The organism is Limnobacter sp. UBA7229 (genome assembly GCF_002473065.1).
In the GTDB taxonomy this organism is placed as follows: Bacteria; Pseudomonadota; Gammaproteobacteria; order Burkholderiales; family Burkholderiaceae_B; genus Limnobacter; species Limnobacter profundi.
Genome location: NZ_DKTN01000015.1, coordinates 1 through 17,525 on the forward strand (window position 1 = coordinate 1; position 17,525 = coordinate 17,525).

The 17,525-nt window shown below is 53.8% G+C and carries 17 protein-coding genes; 5 read left to right on the top strand and 12 right to left on the bottom strand.

What is annotated here, in order from left to right:
- Positions 1 to 197: 197 nt before the first annotated feature.
- Genes B4C79_RS08860 through senB form a run of 3 tightly spaced genes read right to left on the bottom strand, consistent with a single transcriptional unit; the run spans position 198 to position 4,235 of the window.
- Positions 198 to 887, bottom strand: coding sequence for a TVP38/TMEM64 family protein (locus B4C79_RS08860; RefSeq protein ID WP_171097714.1), 690 nt, complete (start codon positions 885 to 887; stop codon positions 198 to 200).
- An 11-nt stretch (positions 888 to 898) separates the two neighbouring features.
- Positions 899 to 3,187: a selenide, water dikinase SelD gene (gene selD, locus B4C79_RS08865; RefSeq protein ID WP_171097716.1), complete on the bottom strand. Its 2,289-nt coding sequence runs from the start codon at positions 3,185 to 3,187 to the stop codon at positions 899 to 901.
- Entirely contained in the window at positions 3,174 to 4,235 is a 1,062-nt protein-coding gene (senB, locus tag B4C79_RS08870; RefSeq protein WP_291740748.1) for a selenoneine biosynthesis selenosugar synthase SenB, read from the bottom strand. Before senB ends, selD begins: the two co-directional genes overlap by 14 nt.
- Before the next feature lie 116 nt (positions 4,236 to 4,351).
- Between senB and B4C79_RS08875 the strand changes: the two genes are divergently transcribed.
- On the top strand, positions 4,352 to 5,545 hold the full coding sequence (locus B4C79_RS08875) for a class I SAM-dependent methyltransferase (RefSeq protein ID WP_291740750.1): 1,194 nt from the start codon (positions 4,352 to 4,354) through the stop codon (positions 5,543 to 5,545).
- Between the two features lie 565 nt (positions 5,546 to 6,110).
- Here the strand turns inward: B4C79_RS08875 and egtD are convergent.
- From egtD to B4C79_RS08915, 8 genes are all read right to left on the bottom strand, one after another.
- Positions 6,111 to 7,082 (bottom strand): L-histidine N(alpha)-methyltransferase, encoded by a 972-nt coding sequence (gene egtD, locus B4C79_RS08880; RefSeq protein ID WP_291740752.1) that lies wholly within the window; start codon positions 7,080 to 7,082, stop codon positions 6,111 to 6,113.
- A gap of 22 nt (positions 7,083 to 7,104) precedes the next feature.
- Positions 7,105 to 7,923 (bottom strand): phosphonate ABC transporter, permease protein PhnE, encoded by an 819-nt coding sequence (phnE, locus tag B4C79_RS08885; protein ID WP_414673436.1) that lies wholly within the window; start codon positions 7,921 to 7,923, stop codon positions 7,105 to 7,107.
- A complete protein-coding gene (locus tag B4C79_RS08890) occupies positions 7,920 to 8,774 on the bottom strand; it encodes a PhnE/PtxC family ABC transporter permease (RefSeq protein ID WP_291740754.1) in 855 nt (284 codons plus the stop codon). Before B4C79_RS08890 ends, phnE begins: the two co-directional genes overlap by 4 nt.
- The gene (locus tag B4C79_RS08895) at positions 8,771 to 9,613 is read right to left on the bottom strand and encodes a phosphonate ABC transporter ATP-binding protein (RefSeq protein ID WP_171097726.1); all 843 of its coding nucleotides are present in this window, start codon (positions 9,611 to 9,613) and stop codon (positions 8,771 to 8,773) included. The genes B4C79_RS08890 and B4C79_RS08895 overlap by 4 nt, the downstream gene beginning before the upstream one ends.
- 60 nt (positions 9,614 to 9,673) lie before the next feature.
- On the bottom strand, positions 9,674 to 10,549 hold the full coding sequence (locus B4C79_RS08900; protein ID WP_291740757.1) for a putative selenate ABC transporter substrate-binding protein: 876 nt from the start codon (positions 10,547 to 10,549) through the stop codon (positions 9,674 to 9,676).
- Positions 10,550 to 10,669: 120 nt separating this feature from the next.
- Positions 10,670 to 11,269, bottom strand: coding sequence for a YHS domain-containing (seleno)protein (locus tag B4C79_RS08905; protein ID WP_291740759.1), 600 nt, complete (start codon positions 11,267 to 11,269; stop codon positions 10,670 to 10,672).
- Positions 11,266 to 12,621, bottom strand: a complete 1,356-nt coding sequence (locus tag B4C79_RS08910; RefSeq protein WP_008250154.1) for an ATP-grasp domain-containing protein — start codon at positions 12,619 to 12,621, stop codon at positions 11,266 to 11,268. Before B4C79_RS08910 ends, B4C79_RS08905 begins: the two co-directional genes overlap by 4 nt.
- Positions 12,622 to 12,638: 17 nt before the next feature.
- Positions 12,639 to 13,445, bottom strand: coding sequence for a DUF547 domain-containing protein (locus B4C79_RS08915; RefSeq protein WP_291740762.1), 807 nt, complete (start codon positions 13,443 to 13,445; stop codon positions 12,639 to 12,641).
- 121 nt (positions 13,446 to 13,566) lie between these two features.
- Between B4C79_RS08915 and B4C79_RS08920 the strand changes: the two genes are divergently transcribed.
- Positions 13,567 to 13,914 (top strand): DMT family protein, encoded by a 348-nt coding sequence (locus tag B4C79_RS08920; protein ID WP_291740764.1) that lies wholly within the window; start codon positions 13,567 to 13,569, stop codon positions 13,912 to 13,914.
- Positions 13,915 to 13,928: 14 nt separating this feature from the next.
- Here B4C79_RS08920 and B4C79_RS08925 read toward each other — a convergent pair whose 3' ends face one another.
- Positions 13,929 to 14,276 (bottom strand): hypothetical protein, encoded by a 348-nt coding sequence (locus tag B4C79_RS08925; RefSeq protein WP_171097738.1) that lies wholly within the window; start codon positions 14,274 to 14,276, stop codon positions 13,929 to 13,931.
- A gap of 149 nt (positions 14,277 to 14,425) precedes the next feature.
- Here B4C79_RS08925 and B4C79_RS08930 point away from each other — a divergent pair, with 149 nt between their 5' ends.
- From B4C79_RS08930 to B4C79_RS08940, 3 genes are all read left to right on the top strand, one after another.
- Positions 14,426 to 15,523, top strand: a complete 1,098-nt coding sequence (locus B4C79_RS08930; RefSeq protein WP_291740767.1) for a calcium/sodium antiporter — start codon at positions 14,426 to 14,428, stop codon at positions 15,521 to 15,523.
- 115 nt (positions 15,524 to 15,638) lie between these two features.
- On the top strand, positions 15,639 to 16,625 hold the full coding sequence (locus tag B4C79_RS08935) for a hypothetical protein (protein ID WP_171097743.1): 987 nt from the start codon (positions 15,639 to 15,641) through the stop codon (positions 16,623 to 16,625).
- Positions 16,622 to 17,515, top strand: coding sequence for an alpha/beta fold hydrolase (locus B4C79_RS08940; RefSeq protein ID WP_291740769.1), 894 nt, complete (start codon positions 16,622 to 16,624; stop codon positions 17,513 to 17,515). Before B4C79_RS08935 ends, B4C79_RS08940 begins: the two co-directional genes overlap by 4 nt.
- The last annotated feature ends 10 nt before the right edge of the window (positions 17,516 to 17,525 follow it).

Here is a 17,525-nt window from a genome sequence, read left to right on the forward strand (position 1 = left end):
AGAGATCGGAACCCAAGCCGATTGGGCCGTTAACTGGCAGGCTAGAGATCGGAACCCAAGCCGAATGGGCGGTTAAGAAGCGCCGAGAGATCGGAACCCAAGCCGAGTGGGCGATTAATAACCGCCAAGAGGTAGGAACCCAAGCCGATCGGGCAGTTAACCGGCAGACGAGAGATCGGAACTCAAGTCAGTTGGGTTCAAGCCGCCTTGCGCAGCTGAAATTGCCGAGTTCCCCACTGAATGAGGAACGGCACCAAAGCCAGTGCGGCCAGAGAAATAACCACTTCCAGTGAAATTAATTCTTCCAGCCGGTTCACCTTGGCCAGCTCATTGCCCGCATTCACATACAGCATGGTGCCGGGCAGCATGCCCAGAAAACTGGTCCATAGAAATGTCCACGGCTTTACTCGGGTCAGGCCAGCCAGCAAATTGAATGCAACAAAAGGAATGATGGGTGCCAGGCGAAGACTGAGCAGGTAGGCTACTTCGTTTTTTTCGATCCCCTTGTTAATCTCGTTCAGCTTGTTGGAAAACCGGCTTTCAACTGAGGATCGAAAGAAGTGCCGCGCAAACAGCATGGTGAGCAAGGCACCCAAAGCTGAGGCAGCGGTTGACACCACCATGCACAGGCCAAAGCCCATGCAACCCCCACCCACCAACATCAATACGCCTGCACCCGGCAGGCACAGTGCTGTGAGCAGCACAAACACAGCGAAGTAAATCAAGGTGACCAGCGTTGGGTTGTCCATAAAGTGCATGGCCAATTCGCGCTGCGCAGCCAGCATGTCCTGCAGCGACACATCCGCACTCAGCCACACTAAAAGCAACACGGCCGCAAGCAGCAGCAGTGTTGTTTTCTTCCAGTGTTGTTGAACAGCCTGTGGCATTTGGTACTTCCTCAACCCTTCAATACAATCGGCTCAATGGCTTCGCCTTGCGGCAGTATGCGGCCAATAATGGCGGTGTGTTCATAGCCCAGTTTCTTCAATGCAGCCACACAGGCCTCGGCTTGCTCGCCAGGCACTGTGGCCAGCAAACCACCTGCGGTTTGCGGATCGAAAATCAGTGGGTAGCGCGGGTCATTCACATACTCAGCCTGATTTCGAATGGCTCGGCGCAAGCGCACGTTCGCGGGTTGCAGAGAGCTCACAATTCCTGCGCTGACCATGTCAAGCGCACCGTCCAGCAGGGGCAAGGCGCTTAAATCAAGTTCGGCATCCACCTCGGAAGGGCGGGTCATTTCCACCAAGTGGCCCAACAGCCCGAAACCGGTCAGGTCAGTGCAGGCCTTTGATCCATATTCACGCAGGCATTGTGCGCCCAATCGGTTGCTTTTCACCATCGATTCCAGCGCAGCATCAATCCAGCGGCCTTTGGTTTTCAACTGCGGCAGGGCGGCGAACAGGGTGCCGGTGCCAATTGGTTTGGTCAGCAAAATTGCATCGCCAGGGCGCATGCCACCCTTGATCATCACGCCGTCCAGGTTTTCATCCACCAAACCATTGATGGCAAAACCCAAAGCCAACTCGCGGCCTTCTCCGGTGTGGCCACCCACCAATGCGCAGCCCGCTTCATTCAGTACTTCCACTGCACCGCTCATCATTTGAAACAGCAGTTCCTCTACTTTCGATTCAAGCCCCGGCGGCACAGTGACCACGGCCGTGGCTGATTGCGCCTCGCCGCCCATTGCAAACACATCGCCCAGAGCGTGGTTGGCAGCAACCTTCCCGAATATATAGGGGTCGTCCACAAAGGCCCGGAAGAAGTCGACTGTGTGCACCATGGCTTTGCCGGGTGGCACTTTCACGATCGCCGCATCGTCAGGGGCGTGCAGCCCCACCAATACATCTTCGCGATCCACCGGTTTTAGGTTACCGAGTGCGCGAGATAAAACTGTGGAGCCAACCTTGGCACCGCAGCCGCCACAGCGCATGGCAATCGCAGAAATGGCCTGCAGGCTTTCTTCCTGCGTCAGTGCCAAATTCGGTGTACTGTTGCCAGCAGTTGGTTTTGCGTTGGGGTCCATGTCTGGAAAGTCACTGAATTTCGCCATGAAGCGACGGTCAATCCAGTCCTTCCACTGCCACACCCAAGCGCCTGCAAAGCCCAGTGAACCTTTGGAGGCCACTGCGTATTTGTCGCCTGTGCTGATCAAAGCCAGCCAGGTTTTCTGGGGGCGGTATTCCAGCAGGTCGGCACCCTGTACAAACAGGTGCAAATTCTTGGTCAGGGGTTTGCCCATGCGCACAGCGAATACACCGGCTTTTTCAAGCGGTGTACTGGTCAAGTTCGCAATGTCGCCTGCTGCAAAAATTTTGGCGTCACGTGTGGTTTGCAGGGTGGGGCCCACATTGATGAAGCCACGTGAATCGAGTTCAAGGTCGGTGTTCTTTAGCCAGGCCGCGCCACCAGCCTGCGTCACCCACATAATTTCGTCGGCATGCAGGCGCTCGCCCTGCCTGGTTTGCAGGGTGTGGCCATCCAGTTGCACCACTTCCGCGTCGCGGTGAAGCACCACACCACGTTCATTCAATACTTTCTCGAACCTAGCACGCACGCCGGGGTTGTGGGTGGGCAACACATCCGCATCGGCGGTGAACAAGTGAAATTCAAGCTCATCCGGGTTGCGGCCCATGGTGCTCAGTTCATTGCGCAAGCGGAATTGCATGGCCAACGCCAGTTCAACGCCACCAGCACCGCCACCCACCACGGCGATGGTGGTTTTGCCGGCATGGGTTTTTACTCGGTCCAGCAAGTTAACCCAGCGCTGATTGAATCGAGCAATCGGTTTCACGGGCACTGCATTTTCCAACGCGCCGGGCACCAATTGCACCTGCGGTGTGCTGCCAATGTTGATGGACAGCGCATCGTAAGCCACTGGCGGGCGATTCTTGCAAATTACTTTTTGATTGGCTCGGTCAATGCCCACCACTTCGTCTTTGAACAGGCGTGCACCTGCAAAGGCGCACAGGCGGCCCAAGTCAATGTGCACATCGTCATAGCTGTAGTGGCCCGCAATGTAGCCGGGCAGCATGCCGGAATAGGGGGTGTGGATATCGGTACAAATCAGGGTAAGGCGCACGCCGGGCCAAGGCTTCATGCCAAACATGCGCAGCACACCCACATGGCTGTGGCCGCCGCCTACCAGCACAATGTCACGAAGGATGGGTTGGTCAGATGTTTGCATGCTGTACTTCTTGTGGGTTGGCTTCGTTGTTGTCTTGAACTGCTCGTTGTACGAGTGCAATTAACCGGTTTTGTTCGTTTTCCGGGGCAAATAATTTGGCCCGCTCGGCGCATTGGCTTTTCAATTTGGTGTACATACTGGATTTACCCGGTGGCAAGGGTTTCGGATTCACAATGTCCTCTTGCAACTGGGTTAGCACATTGGCCAGTGCATGCGAGTTGCCCAAAGGGAAATAACCCGGGTAGGCAGCACCCAGCATGCCGATATTCCCATCAATATAACTGGCCACCACAGGGGTGCCGCTGCACACGGCCTCCATGATCACATGTGCTCCCCCCTCCATTTTGCTGGCGTGAACCAGTACATGGGCGCGTTGAATGCGTGCTCGGGTTGCACCGTGGGGCTGATTGCCCAGCCAGCGGTAATTGGGGCAGGCCTGCATGGTTTCTTCAGCAGCCTGGGCCAATTCAGGGTCTAAGGGCCCACCAATGTGGTCGATGTAAATATCAGGGTAGCCCCGCAGCAGCACTGCTGCTTCCATCAGGGTTTGCGGCATTTTTTCATCGCGCAAATGCCCCACCATCACCACCTTCAATCGGCGTTTGGGTTTGGGCAAGGTTTTGCGTGAGGTGGTTGATTGAAAAATCACCGATGTTTTTTCTTGCAGGTCCTCGCTAAGTTTCTCGGTGCCTTTTTCTTGCAGCACGATCAAATGCCGCGCCAACTCCAGCGACTTTTGCGCGGTTTCATCAGTTTCAATGTCGCGGTACAGGTCGGTTCCTGTCAGTGCCAGCACTAGCCCGGGGCTTCCGTGTGCATGGTTGCCGCGGCTTTGCGCCCAAGCCGCAATTGAGTCGGCAGAACGCCGCGCATGCAGTGCGATCATTGCAACGTCGCGTTGTGTGGCTGGCGTGTTTTCCCAATGCTTCACAATGCGCACATTAAAATGCCCGGATAAAAACAATTGCCAGCGGCGGGCGGTTTGCCAGTTGCCGTTATTTGAATCGGCAAGAGCGGGGCTTACGATGACGACGGACGGTTTAATCAAGACAACAGCCACTTCATTGGATAGGGGTGAATTGGGGGGCGAACCACCCAAGGTGGTACACTGCGACCCTGAAGAAGTTTACACGATCCAACCCGCCATTCACCGCGAGAACCCGCATGCACTCAGCCCAAGAAAACCCTGTAATCCAATGGACCAAAGGCGATGAAACCTTTAGTGCGCGCTGGCAGTCGGAGCGCAATTTGGCGGTGCCGGGCAAAGTGATGTTGGCCGACGACACACTGACTGCCGACATGGCTTATCGCCTGGCCTGTGAGGGCAATGTGTTTTTGTGGCAAAGCGATTTTCAGAATGCCCGCCAACTGATGCAGGCCTTGGTGCGACGGGTGGACAAAAACGCGGAACACAAAAAAAGCAAAGCTGCCAAGTCTGGTAAGGACAATGTGGAGTACCCCCAGAAATTTCACCTGTACCGTCAGGCGCAAGCCCAACGCGCGCGAATTCTGGGTTCCATCCTGATCCCGTTCAACGCCGATTACAGCATTCCACTGCGCCGTGCGCCCGATGTGCTGGCAGCCTGCACGGAAGCATGGGGTGAGCCCCCAGTAGATGGCCCGATGATTGTGACTTCGCTGCGCGAGATGATGGGCGTGGTGGGTGCGCATGAATGGCGCAAGAAGGGCGTGGATGTACCCGCTCTTGGCGACCCGCCCAGCAACCGCATTCACCCGTACTACGGGGTTTTTTCGCCTGTGCGCGGCGAGTATGTGGATTTGGTGCTGAAAGCGCCTTTGCCCAAAGCCTGTGAGGTCAACGGTTCGGCGGTGGATGTGGGCACGGGCACCGGTGTGTTGGCAGCGGTGTTGGCTCAGCGCTGGTTGAGCAATATTGTGGCCACCGACAACGACCCACGCGCACTGGAATGTGCGCAATTCAATATCCAGAATTTGGGCATGGGCAAACAGGTGAAAGTGGTGCAGGCAGACTTGTTTCCCGACAGCAAAGCCGACCTGATTGTGTGCAACCCGCCTTGGTTGCCGGGCAAACCGACTTCACCGATCGAGCGCGCCATTTACGATGAAAACAGCGGCATGCTGAAAGCTTACCTTGCTGGCCTGGCTGCGCATTTGAATGTGGGCGGAGAAGGTTGGTTGATCTTGTCGGATTTGGCCGAGCATTTAAAGTTGCGCACGCGGGAAGAGTTGCTGGGCTGGATTGAGCTGGCGGGCTTGAAAGTATTGGGCCGCACAGATGCAAAGCCCAAGCATGGCAAGGCCTTTGATGCCAGTGATGCGCTGTTTGATGCACGGTCGAAGGAAGTGACCAGTTTGTGGCGACTTGCTGCTGCGTGATTAGCGCGGCTGTTGTCGCTTAATCGTCGCGCATTTTATCGCTTCTTAGATCCGCATTTCGCTTATCGCTTAATCAGCGCGAATCCCAATGCGTTCGCCTGAAAACCTGTATTTCCCTTTTTGAAGTTCACACTGACTCAATCCGCTCGACAAAACAGATGGTCGATCGGATTGTCAGCCTGCGGCTGACCGTGGCGTGTGAATTCAAACGGGCAGGTTTTCTTGAAGGCGAAGCGATTGGGACATCGCTGCCGATTAAGCTACGAGACGGTGACGAATTAACCGGACGGTGATTGATCACGCCTGCGGCCGGCGGTTTCTTTCGCCAACTCGGCAGTGGGCTTGCCTGTTTCGCACATTCATGAAAACCGTCCCGTTTGGATTCATTCGATGCGTTTGGCTTTCAGCCAACACCGAGAGTCGGCCGTCTTTTTTGCCGAGCTCGGTGAGCAAGAATTAATTCAAAAAGGGATCAAACGGTTTTCAGTGCGGAATCGGGTAACCCCGCCGAGTTAAAGAAAGAAACCGGCAATCCCGCTGAGTTGGCGATACGAATTGGCAGCCTTCAAGCCTGCGCCCAAAACACCGCAAACTTCTGTTCGGGATCGGTGTAAGCCTTGCAAGCACCAAAACCTGCGCGTTTCAGCAAATCCTCAAACCCGGTCAGCGTCCACTTGTATGAATTCTCAGTGTGAATTCGCTCGCCTTCCACAAACTGGCGTTCACCACCTTCCCAGGTCACCACAACATCCCGCAGTGCTTCCAGGTGCATTTCAATGCGGTTCAGTTCGGTGTTGTACAGGCCTATGTGTTTCCAGTCTTCCAGTTGGAAGTTGGTGCCAGCCAGCGTATTGAAGTGCAGCAACATGTTGCGGTTGAATGCTGCAGTCACGCCCAATGCGTCGTCATAAGCGGCTTCAAGCACAGATTTGTTTTTTACCAGGTCGACCCCAATCAGCAGGCCACCCCCTGTGGCCGTGGCACATACCGCATGCACCTGTTTTAAAAACAGCAGTGCTTCCTCGGGTGTGAAGTTGCCAATGCTGGAACCCGGGTAAAACATGATTCGCGGTTGCGAGGGGTTCAGGGCCAGACCAGCGGGCAGGTTCAGTTCGCTGGAGAAATCGAGGCCCACACCCGCCATTTCCAGTTCAGGAAATTGCCGTTGCAGGCATTCCAGTGAGCCTTTTAAAAAGTCCACGGAAATGTCCACGGCCACATAACGTGCCGGGTGGAATACATTAAAAAGTCTGGCCGCTTTCTCGCAATTGCCTGCTCCCAGGTCGATGAACACCGAGCCCTTGGGCACCTGCCTGGCCATGTCATGCCCGTGGCTGGCAAAAATCAGCGCTTCGGTCCGGGTGGGGTAGTACTCGGGTATGCAGGTAATTGCTTCGAACAGTTTCGAGCCCAATTCGTCGTACAGGTATTTGGGCGAGGTGTGTGCCTTGCTGGCACGCAGGCCACTGAGCAATTCTTCTCGAATGTGCTCGGCCTGGCCTTGATAAATCTGTATGAATTGCGGTGTTGGGTTCATGGCTTTCTTGGGTTGAACGAATTCATCGGGTCAAGGTGCGGCGCAGGTGGTAGCTCATGCTGTCCACAATTGCGACCAAGAGCAACATGGCTGCCAGAATGGTGGCGGTTTTGCCCATCTGGAACAAGCCCATGTGGAACGACAACAATTGCCCCAAACCGCCGGCACCTACCACGCCCAACACCGCAGCTGCGCGAATGTTGTTTTCCCAGCGGTACAGGGTGTAGCTCATCAGTTGGGGCAGTACTTGCGGCAAGGTGGTGAAATAAAATACTTTCAAGTTGCCAATGCCCTGCGTGCGCAACGCGTCCGCAGGTTCGGGTGGTGCATTTTCAATCGATTCAGCAAACAGCCTGCCCAGCACACCCGTGGTGTGAAAGGCCAGCGCCAGCGTGCCTGCAAAAGGACCCAGGCCCGCAGAAATCAGCAGCAGCGCCGCCCACACCAACTCGGGAATTGAGCGCAAGGCATTCAGCACCCAACGCGTGGGTGTGCGCATGCGGCTTTTGTCATTGCTGTGCAGCTTGCTTGCGGGTATGGCCAAAGCAAGGCCAGCCACTGCAGCCAGTGCGGTGCCCAACAGCGACATGGCCAATGTTTCAAGTGTGCCCCAGCCAACTTTGGTCAGAAAAGCGGACTGCGTGTCCATCGGGAAAAATTCGGCGATGAATCGACCCATGGATCGAAACGCTTCCATGGATAAAAATTCACCCCATTTCAGGTTCAGTGTCCAGAAACTGGCAGTGATCAGGGTAAGCATGCCCAGCAGCAAAGCGGCTGTGCCGCCTTTCATCACTGGTGGTGCCTTGGTGGGGCAGGCGGTATTTTGCAAATTGCTCATACCAGTCGTTTCCGGAAAAACGCGCTGACCGCATCGGCCAAAGCCACCAGCAGAATAAACACAATCAGCATGGTCGACACTTCACCCCCATTGAACATTTTCATGGAGTTGTCGAGTTCCTGACCCAGGCCGCCAGCACCCACAAAGCCCAGTACAACCGAGGATCGAATGGCACATTCCCAGCGGTACACTGTATAGGAGGTCAGCTCCATCACGTTCTGGGGCAGCAGGCCGTAGAAGAATGCCTGTAAGCGCCCGGTGCCGTTTCTCAGCAATGTCTCTGTTGGCGTGGTTTCACCACTTTCCAGAATTTCACCATACACCTTGCCCAGCATGCCACCGTAAGTAAGCGCAATGGCCAATACGCCTGCCGTGGGGCCAAGACCCACCACGCGAACAAACACCAGTGCCCACACCAGTTCGGGGATGCTGCGAAGAACAATCAGTGTCCAGCGAATGGCCTGCCGAATGGCAAAGGGCAAGGCACCCATTTTTCCCGAGATGGCGGACACCGACAAAACCCGGGTGGACAAAATGGTGAGCGGGAAAGCAATGATCAGGGCCAGCACCATGCCGGCCGTTGCAATGGCAACGGTTTTCCAGGTTTCGCGCAGAATTCTGGCGAGTAAATCGGGTTCGAGTACAGGTGGAAAAAAGCTGCCAATAAACTCGGCGCTGATTTTTATGTTCTCGGCTTCAAACAAAACCGAAGGTCGAAATTCCGTGGCCTCTGTCAGGGGCCACAACAGCAGAAACGTAAAAATGATCCAGAACAGCCGTTGATGCCACGCCGGGTCGCGTGCCGGCACGTCAAAACGCGGATTGTGTACTGGCAAGTGCAGGCTGTTCATCGGCAATTGTTGACCACAACTGCCGGCGTTACACGCTCGAATTGTTTCTCGATCAATTCACGGTCTTGTTGGCCCAGAAGTTCGTGCTCGTATTGGGAGTACAGGGATTTCAACATGGCAGGCGTTACTTGCTCGGTGGGCAGGTCAAACTCGATTTGACCGTGGCGCAGGCCCACAATCCGGTTAAAAAATGCCAAAGCCATGTCTACCTGGTGCAAGGTGCACACCAAGGTAATGCCGTTTTCGCGTGCTGTTTCGGTGAGTGCCGACATGGCCAGTCGAGCCCGCGTGGGGTCAAGTGCTGACAAGGGTTCGTCCACCAGCCAGAGTTTGGCAGGGGATACGAACAAGCGGGCCAGGCCAACACGCTGGCGTTCACCACCGGAAAGCCTGTCAACGCGTTCAAAAATTTTCTCGGGCAAGTCAAGCTTGCTCAGCGCTTGGTGCGCAGCCGGGATGTCAACCGGGTAAAACAGTGATTTGATGCTTTGTGCCAGGTTCATGGCCGGCAAACGCCCGGCCAACACCGAGGTAATCACACGCTGCCTTGGTGGCAGCGGTGGCACTTGGGGTGCAACAATCAACTGGCCACGCAGTTTTTGCAAATTGCGCTTGCTTAAAGCCCAAGGGCTTTGATCGTTTAAGGCAACTTTGCCATGCAAGGGTTTCAGGGTGCATGACAGCACCTGAAGCAGCGTGGTTTTGCCTGCGCCCGACGGGCCGATCAGGGCGATTTGTTCTCCACTGCCAACTTGCAGCGACATTTTTTTGATCGCCGGTACGCTGCTGGAAGGTGCGGAGGGATGGCAGGCGTCAATGTCCTGAATTTGAAGCTTCACTGCGCTGCGTTCCCCATATTACTGCGAGGGCCCAAGTGCGGGCCCCCTTCTACTCTTTGATTATAACAAGCCAGCGCTGCGAGCGGCGCTTTCCAAACCTTTGTAGTTTTCAGGCTTGGTGTCAATGTACCGTGTGGCGCGGTTCAACTTCAGGATTTCAGCATGCTCAGGCACTGCCGGGTCCAGGTCAAACAGGGCCTTCTGGATTTTCTTGCGCAAATCGGCTGGCATGTCTTGGTGTACTGTCCAGTTGTAATTGAAATAGGGTGGGGTGGTGTAAAACACGTCTACAGCCTTGGTGTCCACCTTGTTTTCGTTCACAAACTTTTTCCACACGGTGATGTCCAGCGCTGCTGCGTCTACTTTGCCGCTAACCACTGATGCGATGGTGGCATCGTGCGCGCCGGAATAAGCCACGCGCTTGAATGCCTTCTCTGGCTCAAGGCCTGCTTCGAGCAGGAAGCTGCGTGGCATCAAGTGGCCAGAGGTGCTGCTTTGTGAACCAAATGAAATTTGTTTGCCCTTCATGTCTTGCAGGGTTTTAATGCCTGAATCAGTTTTGGCAATGAATACAGACTGGAACTTGGTGTCTTCCACGCGTTGGGCGATTGGAATGACCTTGCCGTTGGAGCGCAAGTTGGCCTGTACATGGGTAAAGCCGCCAAACCACACGAGGTCTACTTTTTTGTTAACCAAGGCTTCAACTGCGGCTGGGTAGTCGCTTACTGGTGTGAATTCAACTTTCATGCCCACGGCCTTGGACAAATAAGCAGCCAGTGGTTCGAATTTGCGAATTTGCTCGGTGGCGGCCTCTTCGGGAATGGTGGTTACTCTCAACACCTGTTCTGCGTGTGCAGACACTGAAATGCCAGCGGCCAGCGCAATGGCTGCCACAGAAAAGAGACGACGTGAAATGGAAATTGCTGAACTTTTCATGAGTACCTCGTTATATAGAACGATTGGAAAAAACTCGAAAATTGATGATCGCACAAACAATTCACGTTTCAATGATGAAATGTTTGTACGACTGTTTTTTTAACATTTAATTTTTAATCGTTAGCTGCCCAGCTTACCGGCGGCCTGAACTTCAGCGGCTTGCTCTTCTCCGGTTTTGTAGTGCGGTACGCGAATGACGAGGCGCTTTGCGCGTTGAATGAAGCTGTTGTTGCCTTTTACTTCTTGCTCCCAATAGTCGTCAGCCAAGGCAATATTTTTGTCCATTTCAAGCTCGAAGGCCGCCTGCGACACCGTGCCGCCGAAAATGTACAGTTTCCCGTTCACCACGTTGAAGTCGGTGGCATTGCCACCCCAGGGAATGCCGAACATAATGCCGTTGGCGCAGTAGCCGCCATATTGAGGAATGTATTTCGTGGGTTCTGCATCAAACAGCGCCTTGTGTTCGGCGCTCGAGAAGTGAAAATCCACTTCCTGGTAGGTGCTGCTGAACTCAGGCTTTCCCTGCACGTAGGCGTTTTGTGTGAAATAGGCCACCACATCGGCGCCAAACAGCATCAGGCGATCTGCACCTTCCATTTCTGCGGCGTTCACAGGCGTCAATTTGCTGGCGGGGTTTTGGGCGGTCATTGCGCTACAGCCGCTTAGGCCCAACACCAGGCTGGCGGCGATCAATAGTTTGTGGGTGCGTGTAAATATCAAAATACTTCTCCTGTGCGGGGTTGAATCAAGTCGATGAACTGACCTGTTTCGCTGAAAACAGTTCCTGCCGGGTCTTCAAGGTAGGGCGCTGGCCAGCCTAGCATGGCGCTCGCCTGTTCGCAGCGATGCCTTAGATCACGAGGGTTGTCGCCACCCAAGTGGATGATTCCATAGCGGTAACTGCGCAGCCACTTGAAATCCCGGTGCAACTCTTTGGTGTCTTTGGGGTATTCAAAAAGCAAGGCATCCGGAAAGGCTTTCCGGAAGGTGGTTTTTTGTACAAAGCTTGGAAATGGTACCGTGGCTTTCGGATCGAATGAGCGGTATACGAAGCTGGCGGTGGCGCCTGCAGTGGGCACCTGGCGTGCCAGTGTGGCCGGGTCAATGCCGTGCGCCAGTGCAAATGCAATTTCATGCAGATCGATGCCGTCCACGCGCAAATACAAGTCGGAGAACTGCGAGGCCATACGTGGATTGAATTCAATCACGGTGATTTTGTCTGTGGCTTCGTCATGGAAAAATTCCATGTTGAACAAACCATGATCAAAACCAACGGCGTTCAGAAAACGCCTTGCTACATCGGCTGCGCGTGCCTGTACATCAGGGTGCAATTTGCTGGGGTACTCAAAGCGCATGAAGGCATCGGTGTTTGGGTACATGACCTCGTCCACCACGCCCAGCGGTCGAACCTGGCCTTGCCACACATAGCCGTCGAGGTTGAATTGCCGCCCACGCATGGGGGCTTCCAGCATCATGCTGTGCGCAGTGCCTGCTTCAGGAAGCCGTTTCTTGGCGACGCGCTCGAACGGCTCAACCAGGTGCTTGATCACCCACAGTTCCCAGGGGCCAAAGCGGGTGTGGTCGTGCAGTTCCTGGGCATTTTTAACCTGTCGTGACAACACCGAGAAAGCGGCCTTCACAGGTTTCACAAATTGTGGATATTCAATACCTTGGGGCACAGGGCCGCCATAGGCTGCATTCAGTCTGGCGAAAGGCAGGTTCGCTTCCGGCGCTACTTGCTCCAGCACCTCGCGGGCGTGCAATTTGTGCTGACAAGCAAGAATGGCGTTCACAGGCGTGCCGGGCCAGCCCATTTTTTCGGCCAGCAGGGCAGCGCACAGGGCACCAAACTGTTCGTGGTTGGACGCCACAGCTTTTGCACCGTGAAGTTTGGCCAGCACTGCAGCCTTGGCCACGAAGCGCTCGGTGTCGAACCAAGCCAGGCGTGCATTGCTCGGAAAGCTGAACAAATCAAATCCTGAAGCCACACTGGGCCACTGGGCACGAAGCCGGTTGGCTCCTTGTTCGTCCCAGTCGTAATTAAACAGTAGCAGCGTTTTTGGATGAGGCATGAATCGGTGAATCAGGATTAACGTGGGATGTCGTTGAGCGACCAGTCGTACTTTGTATACGTCACCGGCAATGATTTGGATGCGATTCTATCGACTATTTCCGGCGTAGAGCCCATATCTTTGGCCCATTTGGCAAATACATCCTTCACTTCTTTGAAACCCTGATGTCCTTTTTCAAAGTCCTCGGCAAACCATTTGAATATCGGGCTCACTTGCAACTCACCGTTCTTGACCCGGTTGCGACTGGCGTCGCTTAGAAAACGGCGCATGCCGTCGTCCAACTGGGCATTCAGTTTGATTGAGGTAAAGGCTTCGTTGCGCAAGGCCGGGCAGCCAATGCTGGCGCAGTTTACAGCAGCGTGAACGCGGGGTTCTTTGTACTTGGGGCGAAGTTGCTCGTGTTCAATCCAGTCCAGGTGTCGCTTTTCGCCCAGCAATGTAAAAAACTCCTGCTTCCAGGGGCTACTGAACACGCCTCCGATTTCCTTGATGGATTTGATTTTTGGATATTTCGTCAAAATCAATTCAATGGTGAAACCGTTGTAGGCATTGATTAAAAATGCCATTTGCTGGTTTTTCGAGAAGCCGTTGAAATCGGCTTGGCTCACCGAAGACCAATCATTCAACACTGTTTTCAATGCCTGCCGGTCTTTTTGAAAGCCGGCGTAATCCACGGCGGTTTGCTTGTTGTCGGGTAACCACTTCACATGTTTGGCCAGCAGGCTGTTCCACGCGGTGTAGTTGTGGTCAAACTCGCCTGCAAAACTGGTGTTGCCCAACGACAGGGCGAGAAGCAGCAACAATGTTTTTAGAAGTTTAAGCATGGCGGAAGGAGCGCTCTGTAATTTGGATGTGCATTTGTTGAGCGTATTCGCTCGGTGCGGCAATTTGGTTACACTACCGCAGATTAATCGCATCCGTTTCGCCTAATCATCTGGAGTTGCCATGCCCGCTGTTCCGGTCACTATTGCCATGCTGTTGATCAGCAATATTTTCATGACCTTTGCATGGTATGCCCATTTGAAAGACATGAGCCAGAAGCCCTGGATTATTGCAGCCCTGATCAGTTGGGGTATTGCACTGTTTGAGTACCTGTTCCAGGTGCCCGCCAACAGAATTGGGTACACCGTGTTGTCGGTTGGGCAGTTGAAGGTGATGCAGGAAATCATCACGCTGACGGTGTTTGTGCCGTTTGCGGTTTTCTACATGAAAGAGCCGCTGAAGCTGGATTACTTGTGGGCTGGTTTGTGCCTGGTGGGGGCCGCTTACTTTATTTTTCGCGACAAGCTATAAAAATTGCGCAGCGCTTAAACTACTTTTTGATCAAACTGCGCCATGAAGTGTTCAATGGCCTGAGTAAACCGTTGACCCTGGCCACCTTTTTCCGCAGCCTGAATTCGGCCAGCGGCTTGTTGTTCTAGTTGCCAAGGCAGTTCCTCTTCGGTGGACTGAACAATGACCGGGGTGTGTTTACAATACTCAAGCAGAAAGCGGGCGGTGTTCTCCGCTTTGGAGTCAATCACATTCAGATCTGAAATAAGAAGCTGGCAGCCGCCCTGCGAGGCTTTCAGTTGGGCCAGGCTTCTGAAGTATCTCACCTCGACCCGATCCGCCAGCAGCCGAGTCAAATGCGTTTCGAGAACAAAACGATGCATTTCAAAGTCTTCGAGGCAGAAAATTACAGGTTTCATGCGTTTTTAGAATTCAGGCGGTAACATTTGTATCGTACGAGAAATGCATCTGGGGTGAGAAATCGAGCGAGTTCTTATCCCTCACAATGGGGTTGTTGCACAGGGGAAGTTCAATGTTGATTGATGTGTTGCTGTTTGTGGCAGGGCTGGTGTTGCTGGTGTTGGGGGCCAATGTACTGGTGCGTGGTGCATCCAACCTGGCCTTTTCATTTGGTATTTCACCCTTGGTGGTGGGTTTGACCGTGGTTGCTTTCGGCACCAGCGCGCCCGAGGTGGCCGTGTCGGTTGGCGCGGCGCTGGCGGGTACCACCGACATTGCGATTGGCAACGTGGTGGGCAGCAATATTTTCAATGTGCTGTTTATTTTGGGTTTAAGCGCCATGATCACACCGTTGGTGGTGAATCTTCAGCTGATTCGCCAGGAAGTACCAATCATGATTGGTGCATCGGTGTTGTTGCTTTTGTTGAGCCTGGACGGGCAGTTGTCGTGGAGCGATGGTGGCATTCTTGTGGTGCTCATGGTGGCTTACACCGCTTTTCTGGTTATTCAATCCCGCTCGCAAGTTAAAGCCACGCAAACCGAATTTGATGAAGAATTGCACCCGGCTGAGCAAGGCAGTTGGGATTCCAAATTGCCAGTGCAGTTGGCCTTGATTGTATTGGGTTTGGGTTTGCTGGTGTTGGGCTCTGAATGGCTGGTGGGTTCGGCTGTTGTGTTTGCGAAGGCCATGGGCGTTAGCGACGTTGTGATTGCATTGACCATTGTGTCTGCGGGCACATCCATGCCCGAAGTAGCCACATCAATTGCGGCAGCCCTCAAGGGCGAACGCGATATTGCGGTGGGTAATGTGGTGGGCAGTTGCACTTTCAATATCTTTGCCTGCCTGGGTATTTCAAGTCTGGTCGCAGCTCCGGCGGGTTTACAGGTCGCGTCTTCTTTGCTCGCGTTTGACATGTGGGTGATGTTGGCAGTGGCCTTTGCCTGTTTGCCAATTTTTCTCACCGGGCGAGAAATTGCACGTTGGGAGGGGTGTGTGTTTTTGGCCTATTACACCGCGTATGTGGTGTATCTGATTCTGGATGCACAGGGGCATGATGCACTCGATTTTTATTCAAACACCATGTTGAGTTTTGTCGTGCCGATCACGGTGATCACCTTGGTGGTCAGTTTGTTGCATAGAAAAGGCGGGGAGGGAAATTCAAACGCTTGAACTCGATGTGTTTAGCAGCATTGATCACTAGATTCAGGGACTTACGCCCCATTGTTTAAAGGCGTACATTGATATCGTGTATTGACCTGCAGTACAGCTTGATCAGGAGAAGGCTTTGAAAATAGCCCCCACCGTTGTTGCAGTTTTTTTGTGCGTGTTGACTTTGGGCCGTGTCGCTCAAGCTGCAAATACCGAGAGTGATTTGCCAGTTTGGCTTCAAGAACGTTTTGAGCCTGTGCATTACGATTTGACCCGAATGGTCGACAACACTGCCCGAAACATTGATCAGTTTTTTGGTACCGAAGACAGTCTGTTTGTTGAAAACCAATCTTTTCTTCGCGTTGCGCTGGACACGCGGCTTCAGCCCGGCGATTCAAAGCTTGATCCCAGCGTTCGTTTTCGGGTGGACATGCCCACCACCAAAAAGCGATTGCGCCTGATTATTGAAAGCGACATTGAAGAACCCTTGGGTCGCCTTTCTGAACAAGGCATTCGGGAAGTGCGTGGGGGTGAGCGATTTGACACCAACAATTCTGCTGTGGGCCTGGAGCAGCGTTCGTCCAAAGATCCCAAACAGGCGTGGGTGCAAGGCTTGGGTTTGGGTGTGAAGTTTGGTGCACCACTGGATCCGTACCTTCGCTACTCGGCGCTGAGGCAGTGGAACTTCAGCGAGAGCAAATGGCAAATCAATTCATCGAGCCGGGTGACCCAATTCAACCAACGCGGCTTGCAAGTGCGCACGAATTTCGATTTGAATAAACCGCTTGATGAAGAAAAAACCCTGCGCTTTCAAACCTATGCAGAATACGAAGAAATGCGGGACTCCACAGTGTTTTCACAAACTGCGGAAATTAACCGGGTGCTGAACTCGCGTACGGCGTTGAGATACGCCCTGATTATTGTGGGCGAGGACCGCGGAGAGAAAACCATTAAGGATTACATTTTGCAGGCTTACTACCGGCGCGATATTCACAAGAACATTTTGTTCATGGACATTATTCCTGAAATTCATTTCCCAACTGAGGGCAATCGAGATCCCTATGTGGCCTTGACCTTTCGTCTGGAAGCATTTTTCAGAGGTAACTTTAGCCGTTCCAAATGACGTATAAAACGATTTACCTGCAACACGACAATTTGCGGCTTAGTGCCATGGTGCAAGGTCCGGAAAATGGGCCAGTCGCCATGCTTGTGCATGGTTTTCCCGACACGCCACACAGTTGGAACGGTGTGGCCGATGGGCTGGCACAGGCGGGCTATCTTGTGGTGCGGCCGTGGCTTCGTGGGTACACCCCCGGTTCAGTCAGCCCAAGCGCTGCTTATGATCCGTTCAATGCCGGGCTTGACTTGTTGGCCTGGCGACATTTATTTCAAGGGCGTGAGGTTCACCTGGTGGGGCATGATTGGGGTGCCGTGGCTGGCATGGCCGCCGCGGCCACAGATCCACAGGCCTGGACAACACTCAGCCTGCTGGCCATTCCGCCATTTCAAAAAGTGGAAAGGGCTTGGCGATTATTGCCCAAGCAGCTGGTACTTTCTGCTTACATGCTCGAAATGCAATCCGCCTCTGCGCCAGCCAGGTTGGTTGCCAACCAGTTTGGTCGAATTCGGGCTTTCTGGAACAGTTGGTCCCCGGGCTGGAAATATGCAGAGTCCGAGATTCAACCCGTGTTCGATGCATTCTCAAATTCGGGGGTAGCCTGGGCTGCTACACGTTATTACCGCTCGCTGTTTACCTTGCATCATGCGCCAACCCGTTCCATTTATGCCTTGTCGAGACAAGCACTGCATGTACCGACACTGGTACTGGCAGGTGAAAATGATGGTTGCATGCAGGCGGCCCTGCTTGAGCCCATGGTCGATGCCCGATATTTTCCGAAAGGGGTACGAAGTTGCACCTTGAGGGGCTGCGGTCATTTTCTTCAAGCTGAGCAACCAGGCGCAGTGCTGCAAGAACTTCTTGCGCATCTGCGTGGTCAAGATAGAATTCACTGAATCGATTTTA

What these genes read in the sequence shown, in the direction of transcription:
- B4C79_RS08930 (WP_291740767.1), top strand. Translation starts at nt 14,426, where the DNA reads ATGTTGATTGATGTGTTGCTGTTTGTGGCAGGGCTGGTGTTGCTGGTG.
- phnE (WP_414673436.1), bottom strand. Translation starts at nt 7,923, where the DNA reads ATGAGCAATTTGCAAAATACCGCCTGCCCCACCAAGGCACCACCAGTG.
- B4C79_RS08875 (WP_291740750.1), top strand. Translation starts at nt 4,352, where the DNA reads ATGCACTCAGCCCAAGAAAACCCTGTAATCCAATGGACCAAAGGCGAT.
- B4C79_RS08920 (WP_291740764.1), top strand. Translation starts at nt 13,567, where the DNA reads ATGCCCGCTGTTCCGGTCACTATTGCCATGCTGTTGATCAGCAATATT.
- B4C79_RS08925 (WP_171097738.1), bottom strand. Translation starts at nt 14,276, where the DNA reads ATGCATCGTTTTGTTCTCGAAACGCATTTGACTCGGCTGCTGGCGGAT.
- B4C79_RS08940 (WP_291740769.1), top strand. Translation starts at nt 16,622, where the DNA reads ATGACGTATAAAACGATTTACCTGCAACACGACAATTTGCGGCTTAGT.
- B4C79_RS08900 (WP_291740757.1), bottom strand. Translation starts at nt 10,549, where the DNA reads ATGAAAAGTTCAGCAATTTCCATTTCACGTCGTCTCTTTTCTGTGGCA.
- B4C79_RS08915 (WP_291740762.1), bottom strand. Translation starts at nt 13,445, where the DNA reads ATGCTTAAACTTCTAAAAACATTGTTGCTGCTTCTCGCCCTGTCGTTG.
- B4C79_RS08860 (WP_171097714.1), bottom strand. Translation starts at nt 887, where the DNA reads ATGCCACAGGCTGTTCAACAACACTGGAAGAAAACAACACTGCTGCTG.
- B4C79_RS08890 (WP_291740754.1), bottom strand. Translation starts at nt 8,774, where the DNA reads ATGAACAGCCTGCACTTGCCAGTACACAATCCGCGTTTTGACGTGCCG.
- egtD (WP_291740752.1), bottom strand. Translation starts at nt 7,082, where the DNA reads ATGAACCCAACACCGCAATTCATACAGATTTATCAAGGCCAGGCCGAG.
- B4C79_RS08910 (WP_008250154.1), bottom strand. Translation starts at nt 12,621, where the DNA reads ATGCCTCATCCAAAAACGCTGCTACTGTTTAATTACGACTGGGACGAA.
- selD (WP_171097716.1), bottom strand. Translation starts at nt 3,187, where the DNA reads ATGCAAACATCTGACCAACCCATCCTTCGTGACATTGTGCTGGTAGGC.